This window comes from Streptomyces cupreus (assembly GCF_014257025.1).
In the GTDB taxonomy this organism is placed as follows: domain Bacteria; phylum Actinomycetota; class Actinomycetes; order Streptomycetales; family Streptomycetaceae; genus Streptomyces; species Streptomyces cupreus.
The window spans coordinates 114,799-132,632 of sequence record NZ_JACMSF010000020.1; the positions used below are offsets into that span (position 1 = coordinate 114,799).

Annotated in this window: 16 protein-coding genes; 6 read left to right on the plus strand and 10 right to left on the minus strand. The window is 70.5% G+C overall.

From position 1 onward, the window contains the following. The first annotated feature begins 189 nt into the window (after positions 1-189). The gene (locus H4N64_RS20090; protein ID WP_186283762.1) at positions 190-1,413 is read left to right on the plus strand and encodes an Ig-like domain-containing protein; all 1,224 of its coding nucleotides are present in this window, start codon (positions 190-192) and stop codon (positions 1,411-1,413) included. Positions 1,414-1,570: 157 nt separating this feature from the next. Continuing rightward, positions 1,571-2,317, plus strand: coding sequence for a DUF6227 family protein (locus tag H4N64_RS20095; RefSeq protein WP_186283763.1), 747 nt, complete (start codon positions 1,571-1,573; stop codon positions 2,315-2,317). A gap of 20 nt (positions 2,318-2,337) precedes the next feature. Here the strand turns inward: H4N64_RS20095 and H4N64_RS20100 are convergent, their stop codons facing one another. From H4N64_RS20100 to H4N64_RS20120, 5 genes are all read right to left on the minus strand, one after another. Beyond that, a complete protein-coding gene (locus tag H4N64_RS20100; RefSeq protein WP_186283764.1) occupies positions 2,338-2,592 on the minus strand; it encodes a hypothetical protein in 255 nt (84 codons plus the stop codon). Between the two features lie 107 nt (positions 2,593-2,699). Beyond that, positions 2,700-4,808 (minus strand): PTS fructose transporter subunit IIABC, encoded by a 2,109-nt coding sequence (locus tag H4N64_RS20105; protein WP_186283765.1) that lies wholly within the window; start codon positions 4,806-4,808, stop codon positions 2,700-2,702. A gap of 163 nt (positions 4,809-4,971) precedes the next feature. Continuing rightward, positions 4,972-5,919: a 1-phosphofructokinase gene (pfkB, locus tag H4N64_RS20110; protein ID WP_186283766.1), complete on the minus strand. Its 948-nt coding sequence runs from the start codon at positions 5,917-5,919 to the stop codon at positions 4,972-4,974. Next, a complete protein-coding gene (locus H4N64_RS20115; protein WP_186283767.1) occupies positions 5,916-6,677 on the minus strand; it encodes a DeoR/GlpR family DNA-binding transcription regulator in 762 nt (253 codons plus the stop codon). Before H4N64_RS20115 ends, pfkB begins: the two co-directional genes overlap by 4 nt. A gap of 285 nt (positions 6,678-6,962) precedes the next feature. Further along, positions 6,963-8,474, minus strand: a complete 1,512-nt coding sequence (locus H4N64_RS20120; RefSeq protein WP_186283768.1) for an MFS transporter — start codon at positions 8,472-8,474, stop codon at positions 6,963-6,965. Between the two features lie 63 nt (positions 8,475-8,537). Between H4N64_RS20120 and H4N64_RS20125 the strand changes: the two genes are divergently transcribed. After that, entirely contained in the window at positions 8,538-9,503 is a 966-nt protein-coding gene (locus tag H4N64_RS20125) for a helix-turn-helix transcriptional regulator (RefSeq protein ID WP_186283769.1), read from the plus strand. 59 nt (positions 9,504-9,562) lie between these two features. Here the strand turns inward: H4N64_RS20125 and H4N64_RS20130 are convergent, their stop codons facing one another. Next, positions 9,563-10,243, minus strand: a complete 681-nt coding sequence (locus H4N64_RS20130; RefSeq protein WP_336246739.1) for a TetR/AcrR family transcriptional regulator — start codon at positions 10,241-10,243, stop codon at positions 9,563-9,565. Between the two features lie 418 nt (positions 10,244-10,661). Continuing rightward, on the minus strand, positions 10,662-11,660 hold the full coding sequence (locus tag H4N64_RS20135; RefSeq protein ID WP_186283770.1) for a sigma-70 family RNA polymerase sigma factor: 999 nt from the start codon (positions 11,658-11,660) through the stop codon (positions 10,662-10,664). A 167-nt stretch (positions 11,661-11,827) separates the two neighbouring features. Here H4N64_RS20135 and H4N64_RS20140 point away from each other — a divergent pair, with 167 nt between their 5' ends. Then, on the plus strand, positions 11,828-12,358 hold the full coding sequence (locus tag H4N64_RS20140; RefSeq protein WP_186283771.1) for a GNAT family N-acetyltransferase: 531 nt from the start codon (positions 11,828-11,830) through the stop codon (positions 12,356-12,358). Positions 12,359-12,371: 13 nt separating this feature from the next. On the opposite strand, the gene H4N64_RS20145 is transcribed toward H4N64_RS20140, so the two are convergent. Next, on the minus strand, positions 12,372-13,157 hold the full coding sequence (locus H4N64_RS20145) for a dioxygenase family protein (RefSeq protein ID WP_186283772.1): 786 nt from the start codon (positions 13,155-13,157) through the stop codon (positions 12,372-12,374). Positions 13,158-13,265: 108 nt separating this feature from the next. On the opposite strand from H4N64_RS20145, the gene H4N64_RS20150 reads away from it, so the two are divergent. Further along, positions 13,266-13,775 (plus strand): MarR family winged helix-turn-helix transcriptional regulator, encoded by a 510-nt coding sequence (locus H4N64_RS20150; protein WP_186283773.1) that lies wholly within the window; start codon positions 13,266-13,268, stop codon positions 13,773-13,775. 101 nt (positions 13,776-13,876) lie between these two features. Here H4N64_RS20150 and H4N64_RS20155 read toward each other — a convergent pair whose 3' ends face one another. Together H4N64_RS20155 and H4N64_RS20160 are read right to left on the minus strand one after the other, a co-directional pair. Further along, positions 13,877-15,406, minus strand: coding sequence for an MFS transporter (locus tag H4N64_RS20155; protein WP_186283774.1), 1,530 nt, complete (start codon positions 15,404-15,406; stop codon positions 13,877-13,879). A 131-nt stretch (positions 15,407-15,537) separates the two neighbouring features. Beyond that, positions 15,538-16,182, minus strand: a complete 645-nt coding sequence (locus H4N64_RS20160) for a TetR family transcriptional regulator (protein ID WP_186283775.1) — start codon at positions 16,180-16,182, stop codon at positions 15,538-15,540. Between the two features lie 275 nt (positions 16,183-16,457). Between H4N64_RS20160 and H4N64_RS20165 the strand changes: the two genes are divergently transcribed. After that, positions 16,458-17,735 (plus strand): M6 family metalloprotease domain-containing protein, encoded by a 1,278-nt coding sequence (locus H4N64_RS20165; RefSeq protein WP_186283776.1) that lies wholly within the window; start codon positions 16,458-16,460, stop codon positions 17,733-17,735. Positions 17,736-17,834 lie beyond the last annotated feature (99 nt).

Consider the following 17,834-nt stretch of genomic DNA (forward strand, 5'->3'; position numbering starts at 1 on the left):
CACGCCAGGCAGGTTGCGTACCCGCCACCGCCTCCCCCGCCGCACGCGCCCCGACTTCACCCCCGAATGTCCCGGTTCTGTCACGTGATGGCGTTCACCGGAAATGGAGGGAACCCTCCCCCGCGCGGATTCCCTCTATCTGCACGCACCGGATCGGACCACGCACATCACGCGAACTTGGAGCAGCCTGTGACAACGCCGGACAAAGCAGCGCGGCGCGCACTGGGGACCTGTGCCGTCCTGATGGTCGGCGCCCTCGGTCTCACCGCCTGCAGCAGCAGCGCCAACGCCAAGGACGGCGACGACAAGGGCGGGGACTCCGCCAGGACGTCCGCCGCGAAGATCGTGATCTCGGCGAAGGACGGCTCGTCGGGCGCGTCGATCAACTCGACCGGTGTGAAGGTCAGTGACGGCGAGCTCACCGACGTGAGGATGACGGTGGCGGGGACGGGGCAGGCCGTACCGGGGGCGATATCGGCGAACGGCTCGAGCTGGAAGCCGAAGGAGCAGCTGGAGCGCGGGACCAAGTACGAGATATCGGCGAAGGCGAAGGCGAAGGACGCGGACGGGAAGACCATCGCGGCCCGTTCGAGCTTCACCACGGTCACGCCGGAGAACAGCTTCATCGGGACGTACACGCCGGACAACGGCACGACGGTGGGCGTCGGGATGCCGGTGTCGTTCACCTTCGACAAGGTGATCAGCGACAAGAAGGCCGTGCAGTCGGGCATCACGGTCACATCGAGCAGCGGGCAGAAGGTCGTCGGCCACTGGTTCGGGGGGCAGCGGCTCGACTTCCGGCCCGAGGAGTACTGGAAGGCCGGCTCCAAGGTCACGATGAAGATCGACCTGGACGGGGTCGAGGGCGCGAACGGCGTCCACGGGGTGCAGAAGAAGACCGTGACCTTCACCATCGGGCGTTCGCAGGTCTCGACGGTGGATGTCAACACGCAGACCATGACGGTCACGCGGGACGGCAAGACCCTCAAGTCGGTGCCGATCTCGGCGGGCAGCGCGCAGTTCCCGACGTACAACGGGCAGATGGTGATCTCCGAGAAGCTCGTCCAGACGCGGATGAACAGCCAGACGGTCAATCTCGCCGACGCCTACGACATCCCGGACGTGCCGCACGCAATGCGGCTGACGACCTCGGGGACCTTCCTCCACGGCAACTACTGGTACAACAAGGCCAACCCGCCGTTCGGGCAGCAGGGCACCAGCCACGGCTGCGTGGGGCTGCAGGACGTGCGGGGCGCGCAGGGCGACACGACGGCGAAGTGGTTCTACGACAACTCGATCGTCGGCGACGTGGTGATCGTGAAGAACTCCCCCGACAAGTCGGTGGCGCCGGACAACGGGCTCAACGGATGGAACATGCCGTGGAGCGAGTGGACTGCGGGAAGTACCGTCTGAGCAGGGCCTTCTGACGGTGCGTAGGGCCGCGCGGGAACCAACCGCGCGGCCCGAGCGTCTTACGTGCGTACGTTTTCTCGGTTCCCGGACATGATGTCCGACCGAGGGGCTACGGTATGCACCCACAAGGTGACATGCAGCAACGCCAGGAGAAGCCTTGAGCGTTCCGTACGAGACGGCAGCGTACGAACCCCACGAGTCGCCGGAGTCTCCGGAGGAGCACCTCGCGCGACTGCTCGGCCGTGCCCTGAACTCCTTCGAGCTGCCCGACGAGGTGATACGGCGGCTCGACCGCGCGCTGGCGCACGACAGTTCACTGCACTCCGCTCACCACAGCGCGGGCCGGCACCGTGAGACGTACCGGCACGCCTGGCTGCTCGCCGACGGTTCGGCGCTCACCCTGTGGGAGCTCGTCCACAACACCGCGCGGGACAACGCGCCGCAGCACGAGGTGTACGTCGACGAGGAGGACCTGCGCGCCGCGACCGCGCGCCTGCCGTTGCCGCCGGAGGCCCCGGACTTCGAGCTGCCGGTGACGGTGCAGCTCTCGCCGGTGAACGCGCCGCGCCACGCGTATGTGCCGGACGACTCGGCCGACCACGCGCGCCGGCTCCTGCGCCGTGCGGAGAACGCCGACCGGCCGGGCTCCGAGATCGCCGCGCTGCTGACCACGGCGTTCGCGCACCAGATCACGCAGGCCTTCGGGCGACCGTGCCGCGCGGGGCGCGTCGGGTTGTGCTTCTCGCTCTACGAGCACGCCTTCCTGCTGCGCGACGGCAGCGAGATCTCCCTGTGGGAGGTCGAGCACACGGCGACGCCGGACGGACGGCATATGTGCGAGGTGTACGTCAGCGAGGACGCGGCGCGGGACGCGATGGAGCGCCGGGCGGCGCAGGTGTCGTAGCGTGCGTCGGCGCGTGCCGCTCAGCGTCCGTCGCTGAGCTGCCGCACCAGGCCCGCGAACGCATCCTGTTCGGCCGGGGTGAGCTCCACCGACTCCGGGTGCGGGCCCGTCTGCCGCTGCTGCGGGAGGGCGGACAGGGCGGGGTCGGCCGGCCACGGGGCGGCGCCGGGGCGGGTGGCGCGCAGGACGCGGGCCAGGGCCATCACCCAGGCGACAGTCAGCAGGGCGAGCAGGCCCACGCCCAGCAGCTGGTAGATCGAGACATGCTCAGGCATGCGCCCCAGTACACACCACGGTCCGGGATTTTGGTCCCGGACCGTGACGTATCTCGCAGGTTGCCGTGAAAAGCTCACAGCTCCCTAATAGGGGCGACTCGGCGCGTTCAGGCCGCCACCGGCTGCTTGGACTCCGCGCTCGCGGCCGCCGTGCCCGCGCCGGGCTCGGTGGGCGCCGCGCCCAGGGCCGGCTTGCGCATGCCCTTCAGGACGACCACCAGGGCGGTGGTGACACAGACGCCCGCCGCGATGGCGACCAGGAACAGCAGCGGGTTGCCGATCAGCGGGACCACGAAGATGCCGCCGTGCGGGGCGCGCAGGGTGGCGTCGAAGGCCATCGACAGCGCGCCGGTGACCGCGCCGCCCGCCATCGAGGCCGGGATGACGCGCAGCGGGTCGGCCGCCGCGAACGGGATGGCGCCCTCGGAGATGAAGGAGGCGCCGAGGACCCAGGCGGCCTTGCCGTTCTCGCGCTCGGTCTGTGTGAAGAGCTTGCCGCGGATCGTGGTGGCCAGGGCCATCGCCAGCGGCGGGACCATGCCTGCGGCCATCACGGCGGCCATGACCTTCATCGCGGAGTCGCTGGGGTCGGCGACGGCGATACCGGCGGTGGCGAAGGCGTACGCGACCTTGTTGACCGGGCCGCCGAGGTCGAAGCACATCATCAGGCCGAGCAGGATGCCGAGCAGGATGGCGTTGGTGCCGGAGAGGCCGTCGAGCCAGTCCGTCATGGCCTCCTGGGCCTCGGCGATGGGCTTGCCGATCACGACGAACATCAGGAAGCCGACGATCGCCGAGGAGATCAGCGGGATCACCACCACCGGCATGATGCCGCGCAGCACCGGCGGGATCTTCACCCGCTGGATCGCCATCACCACGCCACCGGCGATCAGACCGGCCGCCAGGCCGCCGAGGAAGCCGGCGTTGATGGTGAGCGAGATCGCGCCGCCGACGAAGCCGGGCACCAGGCCTGGCCTGTCCGCCATGCCGTAGGCGATGTAACCGGCCAGGACCGGGACGAGGAAGCCGAAGGCCACGGCGCCGATCTGGAACAGCAGGGCGCCCCAGCTGTCGACCTGGGTCCAGTCGAAGTGCTCCATCACCGAGGGAGCCTTGTTGATCTCCCAGCCGCCGATCGCGAACCCGAGGGCGATCAGCAGACCGCCCGCGGCGACGAACGGGACCATGTAGCTGACGCCGGTCATCAGCCACTTGCGGAGCTTGGTGCCGTAGCCCTCGCCGGGCTCACCGGCGCGCTCGACCGGCGTGCCCGCGCCAGCGGGCGCCCCCGCGCTCACCTCCCCGCGCGCCGCCTTCTCGCGCACCTCGGTGATGAGTTCGGCGGGGCGGTTGATGCCCGCCTTCACGCCGACGTCGACCGTCGGCTTGCCGGCGAAGCGGTCCTTGTCCCGTACGGGCACGTCGTGCGCGAAGATCACGCCGTCCGCCGCCGCGATGAGCGCCGGGTCGAGCCGGGTGAACCCGGCCGAGCCCTGCGTCTCGACGACGAGCTCGACGCCCGCGTCACGGCCGGCGTTCTCCAGGGACTCGGCCGCCATGTACGTGTGGGCGATGCCGGTCGGGCAGGAGGTGACGGCGACGATACGGAAGGGGCGCGCGTTCCCTCCGGGGGTCTCCGGGGACTTCTCGGTGGTGTCCGGGGCGGTGTCCGGGGTGTCCTCGGTGGTGCTGCCCGCTGCGGTGTCGGCGGAGGCCGCCGCCGACACCGCAGCGGAGTCTGCGGAACCGCTGTTCTCCTCGGCCGCGCCGGGAGTCTCGTCCCCGCGGATCAGCGCCGCAGCCGAAGCCGCGTCGCCCGCCGCCCGCAGCGCGTCCGTGAACTCGGAGTTCATCAGCTGCCGCGCCAGCGACGACAGGATCGTCAGGTGGGCGTCATCCGCTCCGGCGGGCGCCGCGATCAGGAAGATCAGGTCTGCCGGACCGTCCGCCGCGCCGAAGTCGATCCCGGCCGCGCTGCGTCCGAACGCGAGCGTCGGCTCGGTGACGTGCTCGCTGCGGCAGTGCGGGATGCCGATGCCGCCGTCGAGGCCGGTCGGCATCTGCGCCTCGCGGGCGGCGACGTCGGCGAGGAAGCCTTCGAGGTCGGTCACCCGGCCCAGGGCCACCATGCGCTCGGCGAGGGCACGGGCCGCCGCTTCCTTGGTGTCGGCGGACAGGTCGAGATCGACCAGGTCCGCGGTGATCATGTCGCTCATCGCGGGCTCCTTCGCACGCGTATCGCCCGGGGAGTGGGGTGGGCGGGGGTGGGGACGGGGGTGTGGTGGGGGAAGGGGGTGGCGGAAGCGAGTAACGGGGAGCCTCGCCACTTCAGAGGCGGTGCCATGGGCACAGCCGATACGACCGGCACAGCGAAGTACGTCATGACACCGGCTCCTTCAGTACGCGGTCCACCGGCACCTCGGCCGTGACCGTGACGGCCGACGGGTCCAGGTCGCCCGGCGACGGCATCACGCTGCCGGGCAGCTGTACGGCGGCGGCGCCGTGCGCCACGGCGGACGCGAGCGCCTCCGGACCACTGCCGCCCGCGATCAGGAAGCCGGCGAGCGAGGAGTCGCCGGCGCCCACATTGCTGCGTACGACATCCACGCGCGCGCTGCCGAACCAGGCGCCCGCCTCGTCCACGAGCAACTGACCGTCGGCGCCCAGGCTCGCGAGCACGGCGCGCGCGCCCATCTCGCGCAACTCCTCGGCCGCCTTCACCGCGTCGCCCACCGTGGACAGGGGGCGACCGACGGCCTCCGCGAGTTCCTCCGCGTTCGGCTTCACCACATCGGGCCGCTCGCGCAACGCCTCCAGCAGCGCACGCCCCGAGGTGTCCAGGGCGATACGCGCGCCTCCCGCGTGCGCCCGCGCGACGACATCGGCGTACCAGGCCGGCGCGAGCCCTCGCGGCAGGCTCCCGCAGCACGCGATCCAGTCCGCGTCCCGCGACTGCTCCCGCACCGTCTCCAGCAGCAGCTCCTGCTCCGCGGCCGTCAGCTCCGGGCCCGGAGCGTTGATCTTCGTGAGCACCCCGTCCGACTCCGCGAGAGCGATGTTCGAGCGGGTGGCTCCGGCGACCCGCACCGCCGTGACCTCGATGCCCTGCGCGTCGAGCAGATCGGCGACGAGCGCGCCGGGCGCACCACCCAGGGGCAGCACCGCCACCGTGCGCCGTCCGGCGGCGGCGACGGCGCGCGAGACGTTCACGCCCTTGCCGCCCGGGTCCATGCGTTCGCCGGTGGCGCGTATGACCTCGCCGCGCTCCAGCGAGGGAACCTCGTAGGTGCGGTCCAGGGACGGATTGGGGGTGACGGTGAGGATCATGCGCGCACTACTTCCGTGCCGCCGCGCTCGATGGCGGCGGCGTCTTCAGGGCTCAGCCCGCTGTCGGTGATCAGCAGGTCCACGTCGCTCAGGTCGCCGAAGCGGGCGAAGTGCTCCTGGCCGTGCTTGGAGGAGTCGGCGAGCAGCACCACACGGCGGGCCGCGGCCACCGCCGCGCGCTTCACCGCGGCCTCGGCGAGGTCGGGGGTGGTCAGACCATGGTCGGCGGAGAAGCCGTTGGCCGCCACGAAGAGGACATCGGCCCGGATCTCGCCGTACGCCCGCAGCGCCCAGGCGTCCACGGCGGCGCGCGTACGGTGCCGTACGCGCCCCCCGACGAGATGGAGCTGGATGCCGGGGTGGTCGGCGAGGCGGGCCGCGATCGGCAGGCTGTGGGTGACGACGGTGAGCGAGGCCTCCAGCGGGATGGCGCCCGCGACCCGCGCGACCGTCGTACCGGCGTCCAGGATCATCGTGCCCTCGGTCGGCAGTTCGGCGAGGGCGGCCTTCGCGATGCGGTCCTTCTCGTCGGCGGCCGTGGACTCGCGTTCGGCGAGGTCCGGCTCGAAGTCGAGGCGGCCGACCGGAATGGCGCCGCCGTGCACCCGGCGCAGCAGGCCGGCCCGGTCCAGGGCTTTGAGGTCCCGGCGGATCGTCTCCGCCGTCACCTGGAACTCCTCGGCCAGAGACAGCACGTCGACCCGGCCGCCGTCACGGGCGATCCGGAGGATCTCCTGCTGCCGCTCCGGTGCGTACATGTCCGTTCGCCTCCGACCAGTGCCCGAACTTGTGGTTTCGCTGGGAGGCTACGCCGGGATTTCGGGAAAGTAAACAGGTTCGGGCGTGATTCGGGCACGAACGGACGTCCCACCCCGGACATGGCCCGGGCATGAGCGGACGTCCCACCGGAGACATGGCCGGGCATGAGCGGACGTACCACCGGAGACATGGCCCTGCATGAACGGACGTCCGCCCAGGCCACGCACGCGGAAGGGCCCCGCGCCTGAAAGCGCAGGGCCCTTGCTCCAGATGTTCCGCCGGGTTCAGGCGACAGCCACCGGCTCCCGCGTCTCGTCCGCGTCACCCACCTGCTCGGGCTCGGAAGCCCCTTCCACATGCTGCGCGGGCCGCCGCGGCAGCGCGAACATCAGCAGGAAGATCACGCCCATCACCGCAGCCACCCAGCCCAGCGCATGCTGGAACGCGTCCACGAAGGCCGGCCCGACAGCGGTCCCGGCACCCAGCCGGTCGTCCAGCACCCCGAAGAACACCACCGACACCAGCCCGAGCCCGAGCGCGTTCCCCATCTGCTGCACCGTGTTGATCAGCCCCGACGCCGAACCGGCATGCTCGCGCGGCACCTCCGAGAGAATCGCGTCCGTCAGCGGAGCGACGATCAGCCCCATGCCCACGCCCATCACGACCAGCGGAAGCGCCATCTGCCAGGGCGCGATGCCCAGGCCGTAACGCTCGGACTCCCACATGTAGAGCAGGACGCCAAGACCCAGCACCAGCGCACCCGACTGAAGCACCTTGCGCCCGAAGCGCGGCACCAGCTTCTGCACGGACAGCCCCGCCGCCGTGGAGACCGCGAGCGAGAACGGCACCCCGGTCAGCCCGGCCTTCAGCGGGCTCCAGCCCAGGCCCATCTGCATGTACAGCGTCCACACCAGGAAGAAGATGCCGAGCCCGACACCGAACACGGTCTGTACGGCGATACCGGCGGCGAAGCTCTTCACCTTGAACAGGGACAGCTCGACCAGCGGGGAGCCGTCCCGCACCGTCTTCCGCTTCTCGAAGGCCACCAGCGCCGCGAGGACGACGAGCGCGCCGGCCATCGACAGGTACCCCCACAGCGGCCAGCCCAGCTCACGGCCGCGGGTCAGCGGGTAGAGCAGCATCAGCAGTCCGAGCGTCACCAGGGCCACGCCGACCAGGTCGAGCTTGGGGGCCTTCGCCGCCTTGGACTCGGTGATGTAGCGGCTGCCGAGGATCAGGCCCGCGATGCCGACCGGGAGGTTGATCAGGAAGATCGGGCGCCACTCCAGGCCGAACAGGTTCCACTCGGTCAGCAGCGCGCCGAGCAGCGGACCGCTGACCGCGCCGAGCCCCACGACCGCGCCGAACAGCCCGAACACCTTGCCGCGCTCGTGCGCCGGGAAGGTGGCGTGCACGATCGACAGCACCTGCGGCACCATCAGCGCCGCCATGCCGCCCTGGAGGATGCGGGAGGCGACCAGCATCTCCGGGTTCGCGGCGAAGCCGCACAGCGCGGAGGCGATCGTGAAGCCGCCGATGCCGATGAGGAACAGCCTCTTACGGCCGTGGATGTCGCCGAGGCGGCCACCGGTGATCAGACCGGCGGCGAAGGCGAGGGCATAACCGGCCGTTATCCACTGGATCTGGCTCTCGGTGGCGCCGGCGTTCTGCTGGATCGAGGGGATCGCGATGTTGACGATGGTGACGTCCACGAGGTCCATGAACGCCGCGGTCATCACGATCGCCAGCGCGAACCAGCGGCGCTTGTCTCCGACGGGTGTCGTCTCTTGGGTCATGTGAAAGAAGTTAGAGCCCGAGTAGGTCAGATCATGTCCTAGTTCTGCGGCATCCTCAGACACATGACCACGGACACCCCCGCCCGACTCCTCCAGCTCCTCTCCCTCCTCCAGACGCCCCGCGAATGGCCCGGCGGCGAGCTCGCCGACCGGCTCGGGGTGTCGCGGCGTACCGTGCGGCGGGACATCGACCGGCTGCGCGAGCTCGGCTATCCGGTGCAGGCGACCAAGGGTGCCGACGGCGGCTACCGGCTCGTCGCGGGCAAGGCGATGCCGCCGCTCGTCCTCGACGACGAGGAGGCGGTCGCCATCGCGGTCGGACTGCGCGCCGGCGCCGGGCACGCGGTGGAGGGCGTCGACGAGGCATCCGTACGCGCACTCGCCAAGCTGGAGCAGGTGCTGCCCGGTCGGCTCCGCCACCGCGTCTCCACCCTCCAGGCCGCGACCACCCCGCTGACCAGCGGCGACGGCGCGAGCATCGCACCGGAGACCCTCACGGTCATGGCCTCCACGGTGGCCGGCCGGGAACGGCTGCGGTTCGCCTACCGGGCGGGCGACGGCACGGAATCCCGCCGGGTCACCGAGCCCTACCGTCTCGTCTCCACCGGCCGCCGCTGGTACCTCGTCGCCTACGACCTCGACCGCGACGACTGGCGGACCTTCCGCGTCGACCGGGTGAGCGAGCCCTTCGCGACCGGCGCCCGCTTCACCCCGCGCGAGCTGCCCACGGGCAACGCGGCCGAATACCTGCGCCAGTCCATGTACCGCCGCCAGCAGACCTACGAGTTCTCGGTCACCTTCGCCGCCCCCGCCCACTTCATCGCGGCCCGCCTCCCCAAGTGGCTCGGCGCCCCCGAGCCGATCGACGACAGCACCTGCCGCCTGCGCGCCACGACCGGCGACGCCGTGGAGTGGATGGCAGTACGGCTGGCCATGGCCGACTGCGAGTTCACCGTGCACGAGCCGGAGGAACTGGTCCGCTGCGTAAGGGACTTGGGCGGCCGACTGAGCCGCGCGGCAAAGGGCTGAGCCCGGCGTCGAGGGGCTGAGCTCACGGAGCGTCTACGGCCCACCCCTCCCCGTAGGACTCACGCGCCCACCGCCACCTCCCCCCAGGGAAAGTCCCGCATCACGGCGAGATTCCGCTGAGCGAGAGCGGCCGGCCCCTCAGCACTCTCCGGCCGCGCCTCCCCCGCCGCCCAGGACTCCACGGCGACCCGTACGGCAGCGCCCGCCACGGCCGCCGCGAACCGCAGCTCGGAAGAAGGACCGGCAACGTTGTCCATCCCGTCAGGACCGAGCCGCTCCCCCAGCACCTCCGCCAGCGTCCGCTCGGACGCATGACAGACCTCCGCCCACACCTTCCCCAGCGCGGGACTGGCCCCGGCGAGACGGATCAGCGTGCGCACCCACTCCCAGGAGGACGCCGAAACCCCTGCTCCCGGGGTCAGCGTGTGGCGCACCGCGTGCGTCAGGGCCTCAGGGACGGACAGTTCCGGGGGAGCCAGCCGTACCGCCTGTACCCACCGCTCGGCCCCGGCCGCGTAGAGGGGGGCGACTGCCTCTTCCTTGGTGGCGAAGTACCGGTAGAACGTGCGCGGGGCGATCCCGGCGGCCTGGGCGATGTCCTCGGCGCGGGTGGCGCGCAGGCCCTGTCTGACGAAGAGGGCGGCCGCGGCACGGGCTATCTGCATACGGGTCTCCGCCTTGCGCCGTTCCGTCAAGGAGAGCGGTGCGGCGGAGTTTGGTGCTGGGGTGGGGCTACTCACGTTCGGCAGGCTATGCCCATGTGACACAATCTGCCATCCGGCGGGCCACCCCGGGGTTCAGGTACGGGGTGGCCCGCCCTTCAGCATGCCCTGACCCGCGTCCGAGGAGCACAGCGGCTCCGAAGACCTTGTGACACAGCGCCCCCGAAAGAAGAGCCGGACCCCGGCGCCCAGGGGGGGGAGGGCGCCGAGATCCGGCTTGGGAGGTCCCGGCGCCGGGGGGGGGATGGCAACGGGACTTGGTTCAGGAGGGTCCGCGATGGGGGGGGATCGCGGTGCCCGAACTCCTGGACCCTGAAAGGTTGTTCCCAGGGTCCAGGGGGTTGAAGCGGCGTTACATCGCCATGTTTGCGCGGTCTTTCGCCACCCGGCGTACGCGGCCGGGGGCGCTAGTACGCCCCCGGACTCGCGCTCCCGATCAGGCGGCGCGGTCGAACCCGGTGTCCCGGGCCAGCTTCTTCAGCTCCAGCAGAGCGTGCTTCTCGATCTGCCGGATGCGCTCGCGTGTCAGACCGTGCTCCTTGCCGACCTCGGTCAGGGTGCGCTCACGGCCGTCTTCGATGCCGTACCGCATCTTGATGATCGAGGCCGTGCGCTGGTCGAGGCGGCCGATCAGGTCGTCCAGTTCCTCACTGCGCAGCAGCGTCAGCACCGACTGCTCGGGCGAGACCGCCGAGGTGTCCTCCAGCAGGTCGCCGAACTGGGTCTCGCCCTCGTCGTCCACCGACATGTTCAGCGAGACCGGGTCGCGGGCCCAGTCGAGGACGTCGATCACCCGGTCGGCGTTCGAGCCGAGCTCGGCGGCGATCTCGGCGGGCTCCGGGTCCCGGCCGTGCTCACGGTTGAACTCGCGCTGCACGCGCCGGATCCGGCCGAGCTCCTCCACCAGGTGGACGGGGAGCCGGATGGTCCGGGACTGGTCGGCTATCGAGCGGGTGATCGCCTGACGGATCCACCAGGTGGCGTACGTCGAGAACTTGAAGCCCTTGCGGTAGTCGAACTTCTCGACCGCGCGCACCAGGCCGGCGTTGCCCTCCTGGATCAGGTCCAGCAGCGGCAGTCCGCTGCGCGGATAGCGGCGGGCGACGGCGACGACCAGACGGAGGTTGGAGCGGATGAAGACATCCTTGGCACGCTCCCCCTCGGCGACCAGCGCCTCAAGCTCCTCGCGGGAGGCGTCCGCCTTGGACTCCTCGTATCCGTCGAGGACCTGTCGCGCGAACACTCCCGCCTCGATGATCTGGGACAGCTCGACCTCCTTGGCGGCGTCGAGCAGCGGTGTGCGCGCGATCTCGTCGAGGTACATGCCGACCAGGTCGCGATCGGCGATCTCGCCGCCATGGGCGCGAACACTGCTTGCCGCATCGGTCGTCTCGCCGGTGGCGGACTGACGACGGGCGACGGCACGGGTTGCCATGCGTGCTCCCTTGCGATGGTGGGCTGGCAAGTCCTTGGTTGCCCGGCACTCTGCTCGGGTGCCCTGCATCCGATGGAAACAACGACTGGAATCAGGACAGAATTCCCAACCCGTCCCTCTATTTTTCTGATCATGCAGTACCCTGTCCGGCCACACAGGGAGGCGCGATGTCGGCGGCACATACAGAGGTGCAGGTCAGACCGGGAGTCGAGGGTGACCTCGAAGCCCTCACGGACATCTACAACCACTACGTACGTGAGACGCCGATCACCTTCGACACCGTGGTCTTCACGCCGGAAGAGCGCCGCCCTTGGCTGCTCTCCCACCCTGAAGACGGGCCGTACCGCCTGATGGTTGCCGTGGAGAGGGACCCCGAGGACAACTCACAGCGGATTCTTGGCTACGCCACATCCAGTTCTTACCGGCCGAAGCCCGCGTACGCCACCTCCGTGGAGGTCACGGTCTACCTCGCCCCGGACGCCGGCCGCCGAGGGGTGGGCACCCTGCTCTACAAGGCCCTGTTCGAGGCCCTGGCCGGCGAGGATCTGCATCGCGCCTACGCGGGCATCGCCCAGCCGAACGAGGCCTCCACCCGGCTGCATGAGCGCTTCGGCTTCCAGCATGTCGGCACGTACCGCGAGGTGGGCCGCAAGTTCGGTCGCTACTGGGACGTCGCCTGGTACGAGAAAGCCCTGTAGCTCAACCGAAAGCTCAGCCGAACTGCACCGAGCGCTTCGCCAGCCCCATCCAGAACCCGTCGATCACCGACTTCTGCGCGTCCAGCTCGCCCCCGGCCTCGGCCGCGCCCATGGTCACGAACAGCGGGGCGAAGTGCTCGGTGCGCGGGTGGGCGTACCGGCCGGCCGGGGACTTCCCGAGGAAGTCCAGCAGCGCGTCCCAGTCGTGGTTCTCCAGCGCGCGCCGGCCCCAGTCATCGAACTCCGCCGACCAGGCGGGGATGCCGCCCTGCCGGAGCGCGGCGAGATTGTGGGTGAAGAAGCCGGAGCCGACGATCAGCACGCCCTCGTCGCGCAGCGGCGCCAGCTTCCGGCCGATCTCCATGAGCCGGACCGGGTCGAGGGTCGGCATCGAGATCTGCAGGACGGGGATGTCGGCGGCCGGGAACATCTCGACGAGCGGGACGTACGCGCCGTGGTCGAGGCCCCGGTCCGGGATGTCCTGCACGGGCACGCCCGGGGCGCGCAGCAGCTTGCGTACGGACTCGGCGAGCGCGGGGGCGCCGGGGGCCTCGTACTTCACCTGGTAGTAGTGCTCGGGGAAGCCCCAGAAGTCGTAGACGAGGGGGACGGTCTCCACCGCGCCGAGCGCGAGCGGGGCCTCCTCCCAGTGGGCGGAGACCATGAGGATCGCCTTCGGGCGGGGCAGGTCCGCGGACCAGGCCGCGAGCTCGGCGGGCCAGACGGAGTCGTCCGCGAGGGGCGGGGCGCCGTGGCTGAGATAGAGCGCGGGCATGCATTCCTGGGTGGCGGCGGACATGGCGGCGACTCCCTCTGAGCTCCGAGTCATTACTTGAATTCTAAACCTCTACGCCACCATAGCGGCGCTTGCTTCAACTTTCAAGCATGCTCCTCGTACAGTGGAGCCATGAACACGGCATCCGCACCCGCTGAAGAGCCCCGCTGGCTCACCGAGGAGGAGCAGCGCGTCTGGCGCTCCTACCTCCAGGCCACCACGCTGCTGGAGGACCATCTGGACCGCCAGCTCCAGCGCGACGCGGGCATGCCGCACATCTACTACGGACTGCTCGTCAAGCTCGCCGACTCCCCCCGGCGGCGGCTGCGGATGACCGAGCTGGCGATGTACGCGAAGATCACCCGCTCCCGGCTCTCCCACGCCATCGCGCGTCTGGAGAAGAACGGCTGGGTGCGCCGCGAGGACTGCCCCTCGGACAAGCGCGGCCAGTTCGCGGTGCTGACGGACGAGGGGATGGCGGTGCTCGAGCGGACCGCGCCGGGCCATGTGACCGCCGTACGGGGCGCGCTCTTCGACCGGCTGACCCCGGAGCAGCAGAAGGCCCTCGGCGAGATCATGCGGATCGTCGCCGAGGGCCTTGAGCCCGATGAAGCGGGTGCGGATCTGCCCTGGCTCCGCTGAGCCGCTCACTCAAGCAGGGCCAGGGCAGATCCTGGGTCGTACGTACGGGGCGTCCCCTTCCCCGTACGTACGGGTCCGTCCCGAAGAGGTGGGCCGGGTCGTCAGTGGGCGACGACCGGAACCGCCAGCTCCTCCTCGGCGCCGTCCTCGGACGAGGCCACCGGGCTGCTGCCCGGCTTGCCGGCGTTGACGAAGGTGAAGGCGATCAGCGCGGCGGCGACCAGGATGCCGACGGCCGCCCAGATCGCGGTGGTGTAGCCCTCGACCATGCCCTCCAGCTGGACCAGCTGCTGCTGGGACCTGGTGGCGGCACCGCCGATGTGATCGGCGATGTAGGTGGTGGTGGCCGAGGCGGCGATCGTGTTCAGCAGGGCCGTACCGATCGCACCGCCCACCTGCTGGGAGGTGTTGACCATCGCGGAGGCGACACCGGAGTCCTGCGGCTTGACGCCCATGGTGGCCAGGGACATGGCCGGCATGAACGCCGTACCCATGCCGAGGCCGAGCAGCAGCATCGCCGGCAGCAGCAGGGCGGCGTAGGAGGAGTCGACCTCCAGCTGGGTCAGCATCAGCATGCCGACCGCGGCGACCAGGAAGCCGGGGCCCATCAGCAGCCGCGGCGCGACCCGGGTCATCAGCCGGGTGCCGATCTGGGTCGAGCCCGCGATCATGCCCACGATCATCGGCAGGAAGGCGAAGCCGGTCTTGACCGGCGAGTAGCCCTGCACGATCTGCAGGTAGTAGGTCAGGAACAGGAACAGACCGAACATGCCGATGATGGCGAGGCCCAGCGAGAGGTAGATCCCGCCGCGGTTGCGGTCGGTGACCACGCGCAGCGGCAGCAGCGGGGCCTTGACCTTGGCCTCGGTGACGACGAACGCGAGCAGCAGGACGGCGGAGGCGACGAACATGCCCACCGTCACCGCGTCCCCCCAGCCGTCGGACTCGGCGCGGGTGAAGCCGTAGACCAGCGCGACCAGGCCCAGGGTGGACAGCAGGACGCCGGGGATGTCGAGCGGGTTGCGGTTGCGGCCGCCCTCGGGCTCACGGATGACGAACCAGGCACCGGCCGCGGCGATCACGGCGAAGGGGATGTTCACGAAGAACGTCCAGCGCCAGTCCAGGTACTCGGTGAGGAAGCCGCCGAGGATCAGACCGACGGCACCGCCGGCACCGGCGATGGCGCCGTAGATGCCGAATGCCTTGGCGCGCTCCTTGGCGTCCGTGAACATCACGGCGAGCAGGGAGAGCGCGGCGGGCGCGAGCAGGGCGCCGAAGACACCCTGGAGGGCGCGGGCGCCGAACATCATGGCCTCGTTGGTGGCGGCGCCACCGAGCGCGGAGGCCGCGGCGAAGCCGGCGAGACCGACGACGAAGGCGCGCTTACGGCCCCACAGGTCGGCGATACGACCGCCGAAGAGCAGCAGACCACCGAAGGCGAGGGCGTAGGCCGTGACGACCCACTGCCGGTTGCCGTCGGATATGCCCAGGTCCTGCTGGGCGGAGGGCAGCGCGATGTTCACGATGGTGGCGTCGAGGACGACCATCAGCTGGGCGAGCGCGATGAAGACGAGCGCTTTCCAGCGGTTGGAATCAGGGACGGATGAAGCCTTTACGGCCGCTTGAGACATGGGTGTACCCACTTCGGGACTTCGTGACGGAAAGAATGTGGAAAAGGACGCGGAAAAGACGTGGACAGATGTGCCAGTAGTGACTGGCCTGGGGCGCTGGACTAATCGGTCGGATCAGACCGTCGTAGGGCTCAGGCTCGGCGCAGGTCCTCCAAGGTCACGGCCGCGCCCGGCAGAACGGAGTGGGCCGGGGCCCGCAGTCCGTCCAGGAACAGCTGAAGGTGGCGGTGGACGAAGCGGTCGGCGCTCAGACAGCCCGTGCCGGCCGGGGGCCGGCTGAGCTGGGCCACGGCGACCAGCAGGTCGCCGACGCCGACGTCCGTACGGAGTTGCCCGGCCGCCTTGGCGCGCTCCATGACCTTCTCGACGATCCGCTCGGTCCGGCGGCTCGCGGCCTCCAGATCCGGGTGATGCTGGTCGAAGGTGCTGGAGATCATCGGGCACAGGGCGCTGATCCGCTCGTCGGCGGCGGTGTGCACAAAGCGCTCCAGGGCCGCGAACGCGTCGCCGTTCTCGGCGAGCGCGGTCTCGCCCGCGGCCGCCGTACGGTCCATGACGGAACAGACGACCTCGCGGACGAGCGCCTCGCGGTCCGGGAAGTTGCGGTACACCGTGGCATTGCCGACGCCGGCCCGGCGGGCGATCTCGTCGAGCGGTACGTCCGGACCGTGCTCGACGAACATCTCCCGGGCGGCGGTGACGATCCGCTCCCGGTTGCGCAGGGCGTCGGCGCGCGGCCGAGTCACCTTGCGCTGCACGGGGATCGCGGTCTGCACGGCGTACCTCCTCGGTGGCTTGCGATGCTGCGTGGCTTGCGATGCTGCTGTGATGCGATCCGGGGAGGCTCTCCCCGTTTCGCGCGGACAGAGGTCTAAACGGGGAGACGATCCCCGGTTATTTCCCGCTTCCGAAGAGATTCCATGTGACCTGAGTCACAGGCCCTCGGAGTGCCACGTTCGGGCTCATCCAGCGCGCGCCCGCGCTCCCCTCGACCGAGGGTGATCGCAAGGGTGCAGCCGGACCGGCGGCTGCCGCGACGAAGGGCCCCTGCATGCAGCCGTCCAGCCGTCGGATACGCCCCCGCCGCATAGCCGCCCTCGCCTCCGTGACCGCGCTGACCCTCGCGGTCAGCACCTCGGCAGGCTCGGGTCACCTCTCGGCGGGCGTCACGACGGCGAAGGCCGGCCCGGTCGCGCCGGCCCGCGGCTCCGCGCTCGGCCCCTGCATGATCACCGGCGACCCCTCGGTCCAGTTGTCGGAGGGCGTCCCCACCTCGGGCGGCTACTCCCGCTCCACCGGCACGGTGCGCGCCCTGACCCTGATGGTCGACTTCTCCGACGCCCGCGGCCAGGGTCGCGCCCAGGACCGCTTCCACGAGTTCTTCCCGCAGACCCAGGACTGGTTCCGCACCAGCTCCTACGGCCGCCTCGACTACCGCGCCGAGACCCCGATCCGCGGCTGGCTGCGCATGCCGAAGCCGTTCGAGGAGTACGGCATCGAACGCGGCGCCCCCTTCGAACCCGGCTACCGGGACCTGGTCCAGGACATCGTGGCCGCGGCCGACCCGAAGGTGGACTTCCGCCGCTACGACTTCCTGAACGTCCTGGTGACGCCGAACGCGGGCCCGTCCGCCCTGGACACGGTCCTCTCCGTCACCTTCGCCGGCAACACCGAGGCCCCGGTCGCCGACGGCGTCCCCGTCGCGAACGCCTCCTTCGTCTACTCCCGCCAGGACGACGGCTCCGGCGCCTACGACCGCACCGGCTACCGCGTCCTGCCCCACGAGAACGGCCATGTCTTCGGCCTGCCCGACCTCTACACCCAGGAGGGCGGGGGCGCGGTCGGCCACTGGGACATCATGAGCGAGGACTGGGGCGCCAACAATGACCTGCTCGGCTGGCACAAGTGGAAACTGGGCTGGCTGGACGCGGCACAGATCAGCTGCGCGACGGCGCCCGGAACGACGGAGTACCGGCTGACCCCGCTGGCCCGCCCGGGCGGCCCGAAGCTCGTCTTCATCCCGCTGGACGGCCGTACGGGATACGCCGTCGAACTCCGCACCCGCGAGGGCAACGACGAGTCGGTGTGCCGGCCGGGGGTGCTGATCTACCAGGTCGACGCGGACGTGGACACGGGCCAGGGCCCGGTGCGGGTGTACGACAGCGCGCGGGACAGCGGGGGCTGCACGCGGAGCCCGAACGTCCACGCGGAACTGTCGGACGCGCCGTTCGCGCCTGGGGAGGACTTCAAGGATCCTCGGCACGGGATCCTGATCACTGTGGCGGCGGAACTGTCGGGGGACCATGTGGTGCGGGTGACGCGGTGGTGAGGGTGGGTGGGGGCCTGGGATGCGGGTGACCGGTGCTGAGGGTGCGTGGGGGCCTGGGATGCGGCTGACCGGTGCTGAAGGTGCGTGGGGGCCTGGGAT

Bases quoted from the DNA above. Each gene is read 5' to 3' on its own strand.
- H4N64_RS20100 (WP_186283764.1), bottom strand. From the start codon at position 2,592: ATGCCTGAGCATGTCTCGATCTACCAGCTGCTGGGCGTGGGCCTGCTC.
- H4N64_RS20105 (WP_186283765.1), bottom strand. From the start codon at position 4,808: ATGAGCGACATGATCACCGCGGACCTGGTCGATCTCGACCTGTCCGCC.
- pfkB (WP_186283766.1), bottom strand. From the start codon at position 5,919: ATGATCCTCACCGTCACCCCCAATCCGTCCCTGGACCGCACCTACGAG.
- H4N64_RS20115 (WP_186283767.1), bottom strand. From the start codon at position 6,677: ATGTACGCACCGGAGCGGCAGCAGGAGATCCTCCGGATCGCCCGTGAC.
- H4N64_RS20120 (WP_186283768.1), bottom strand. From the start codon at position 8,474: ATGACCCAAGAGACGACACCCGTCGGAGACAAGCGCCGCTGGTTCGCG.
- H4N64_RS20125 (WP_186283769.1), top strand. From the start codon at position 8,538: ATGACCACGGACACCCCCGCCCGACTCCTCCAGCTCCTCTCCCTCCTC.
- H4N64_RS20135 (WP_186283770.1), bottom strand. From the start codon at position 11,660: ATGGCAACCCGTGCCGTCGCCCGTCGTCAGTCCGCCACCGGCGAGACG.
- H4N64_RS20140 (WP_186283771.1), top strand. From the start codon at position 11,828: ATGTCGGCGGCACATACAGAGGTGCAGGTCAGACCGGGAGTCGAGGGT.
- H4N64_RS20145 (WP_186283772.1), bottom strand. From the start codon at position 13,157: ATGTCCGCCGCCACCCAGGAATGCATGCCCGCGCTCTATCTCAGCCAC.
- H4N64_RS20150 (WP_186283773.1), top strand. From the start codon at position 13,266: ATGAACACGGCATCCGCACCCGCTGAAGAGCCCCGCTGGCTCACCGAG.
- H4N64_RS20155 (WP_186283774.1), bottom strand. From the start codon at position 15,406: ATGTCTCAAGCGGCCGTAAAGGCTTCATCCGTCCCTGATTCCAACCGC.
- H4N64_RS20165 (WP_186283776.1), top strand. From the start codon at position 16,458: ATGCAGCCGTCCAGCCGTCGGATACGCCCCCGCCGCATAGCCGCCCTC.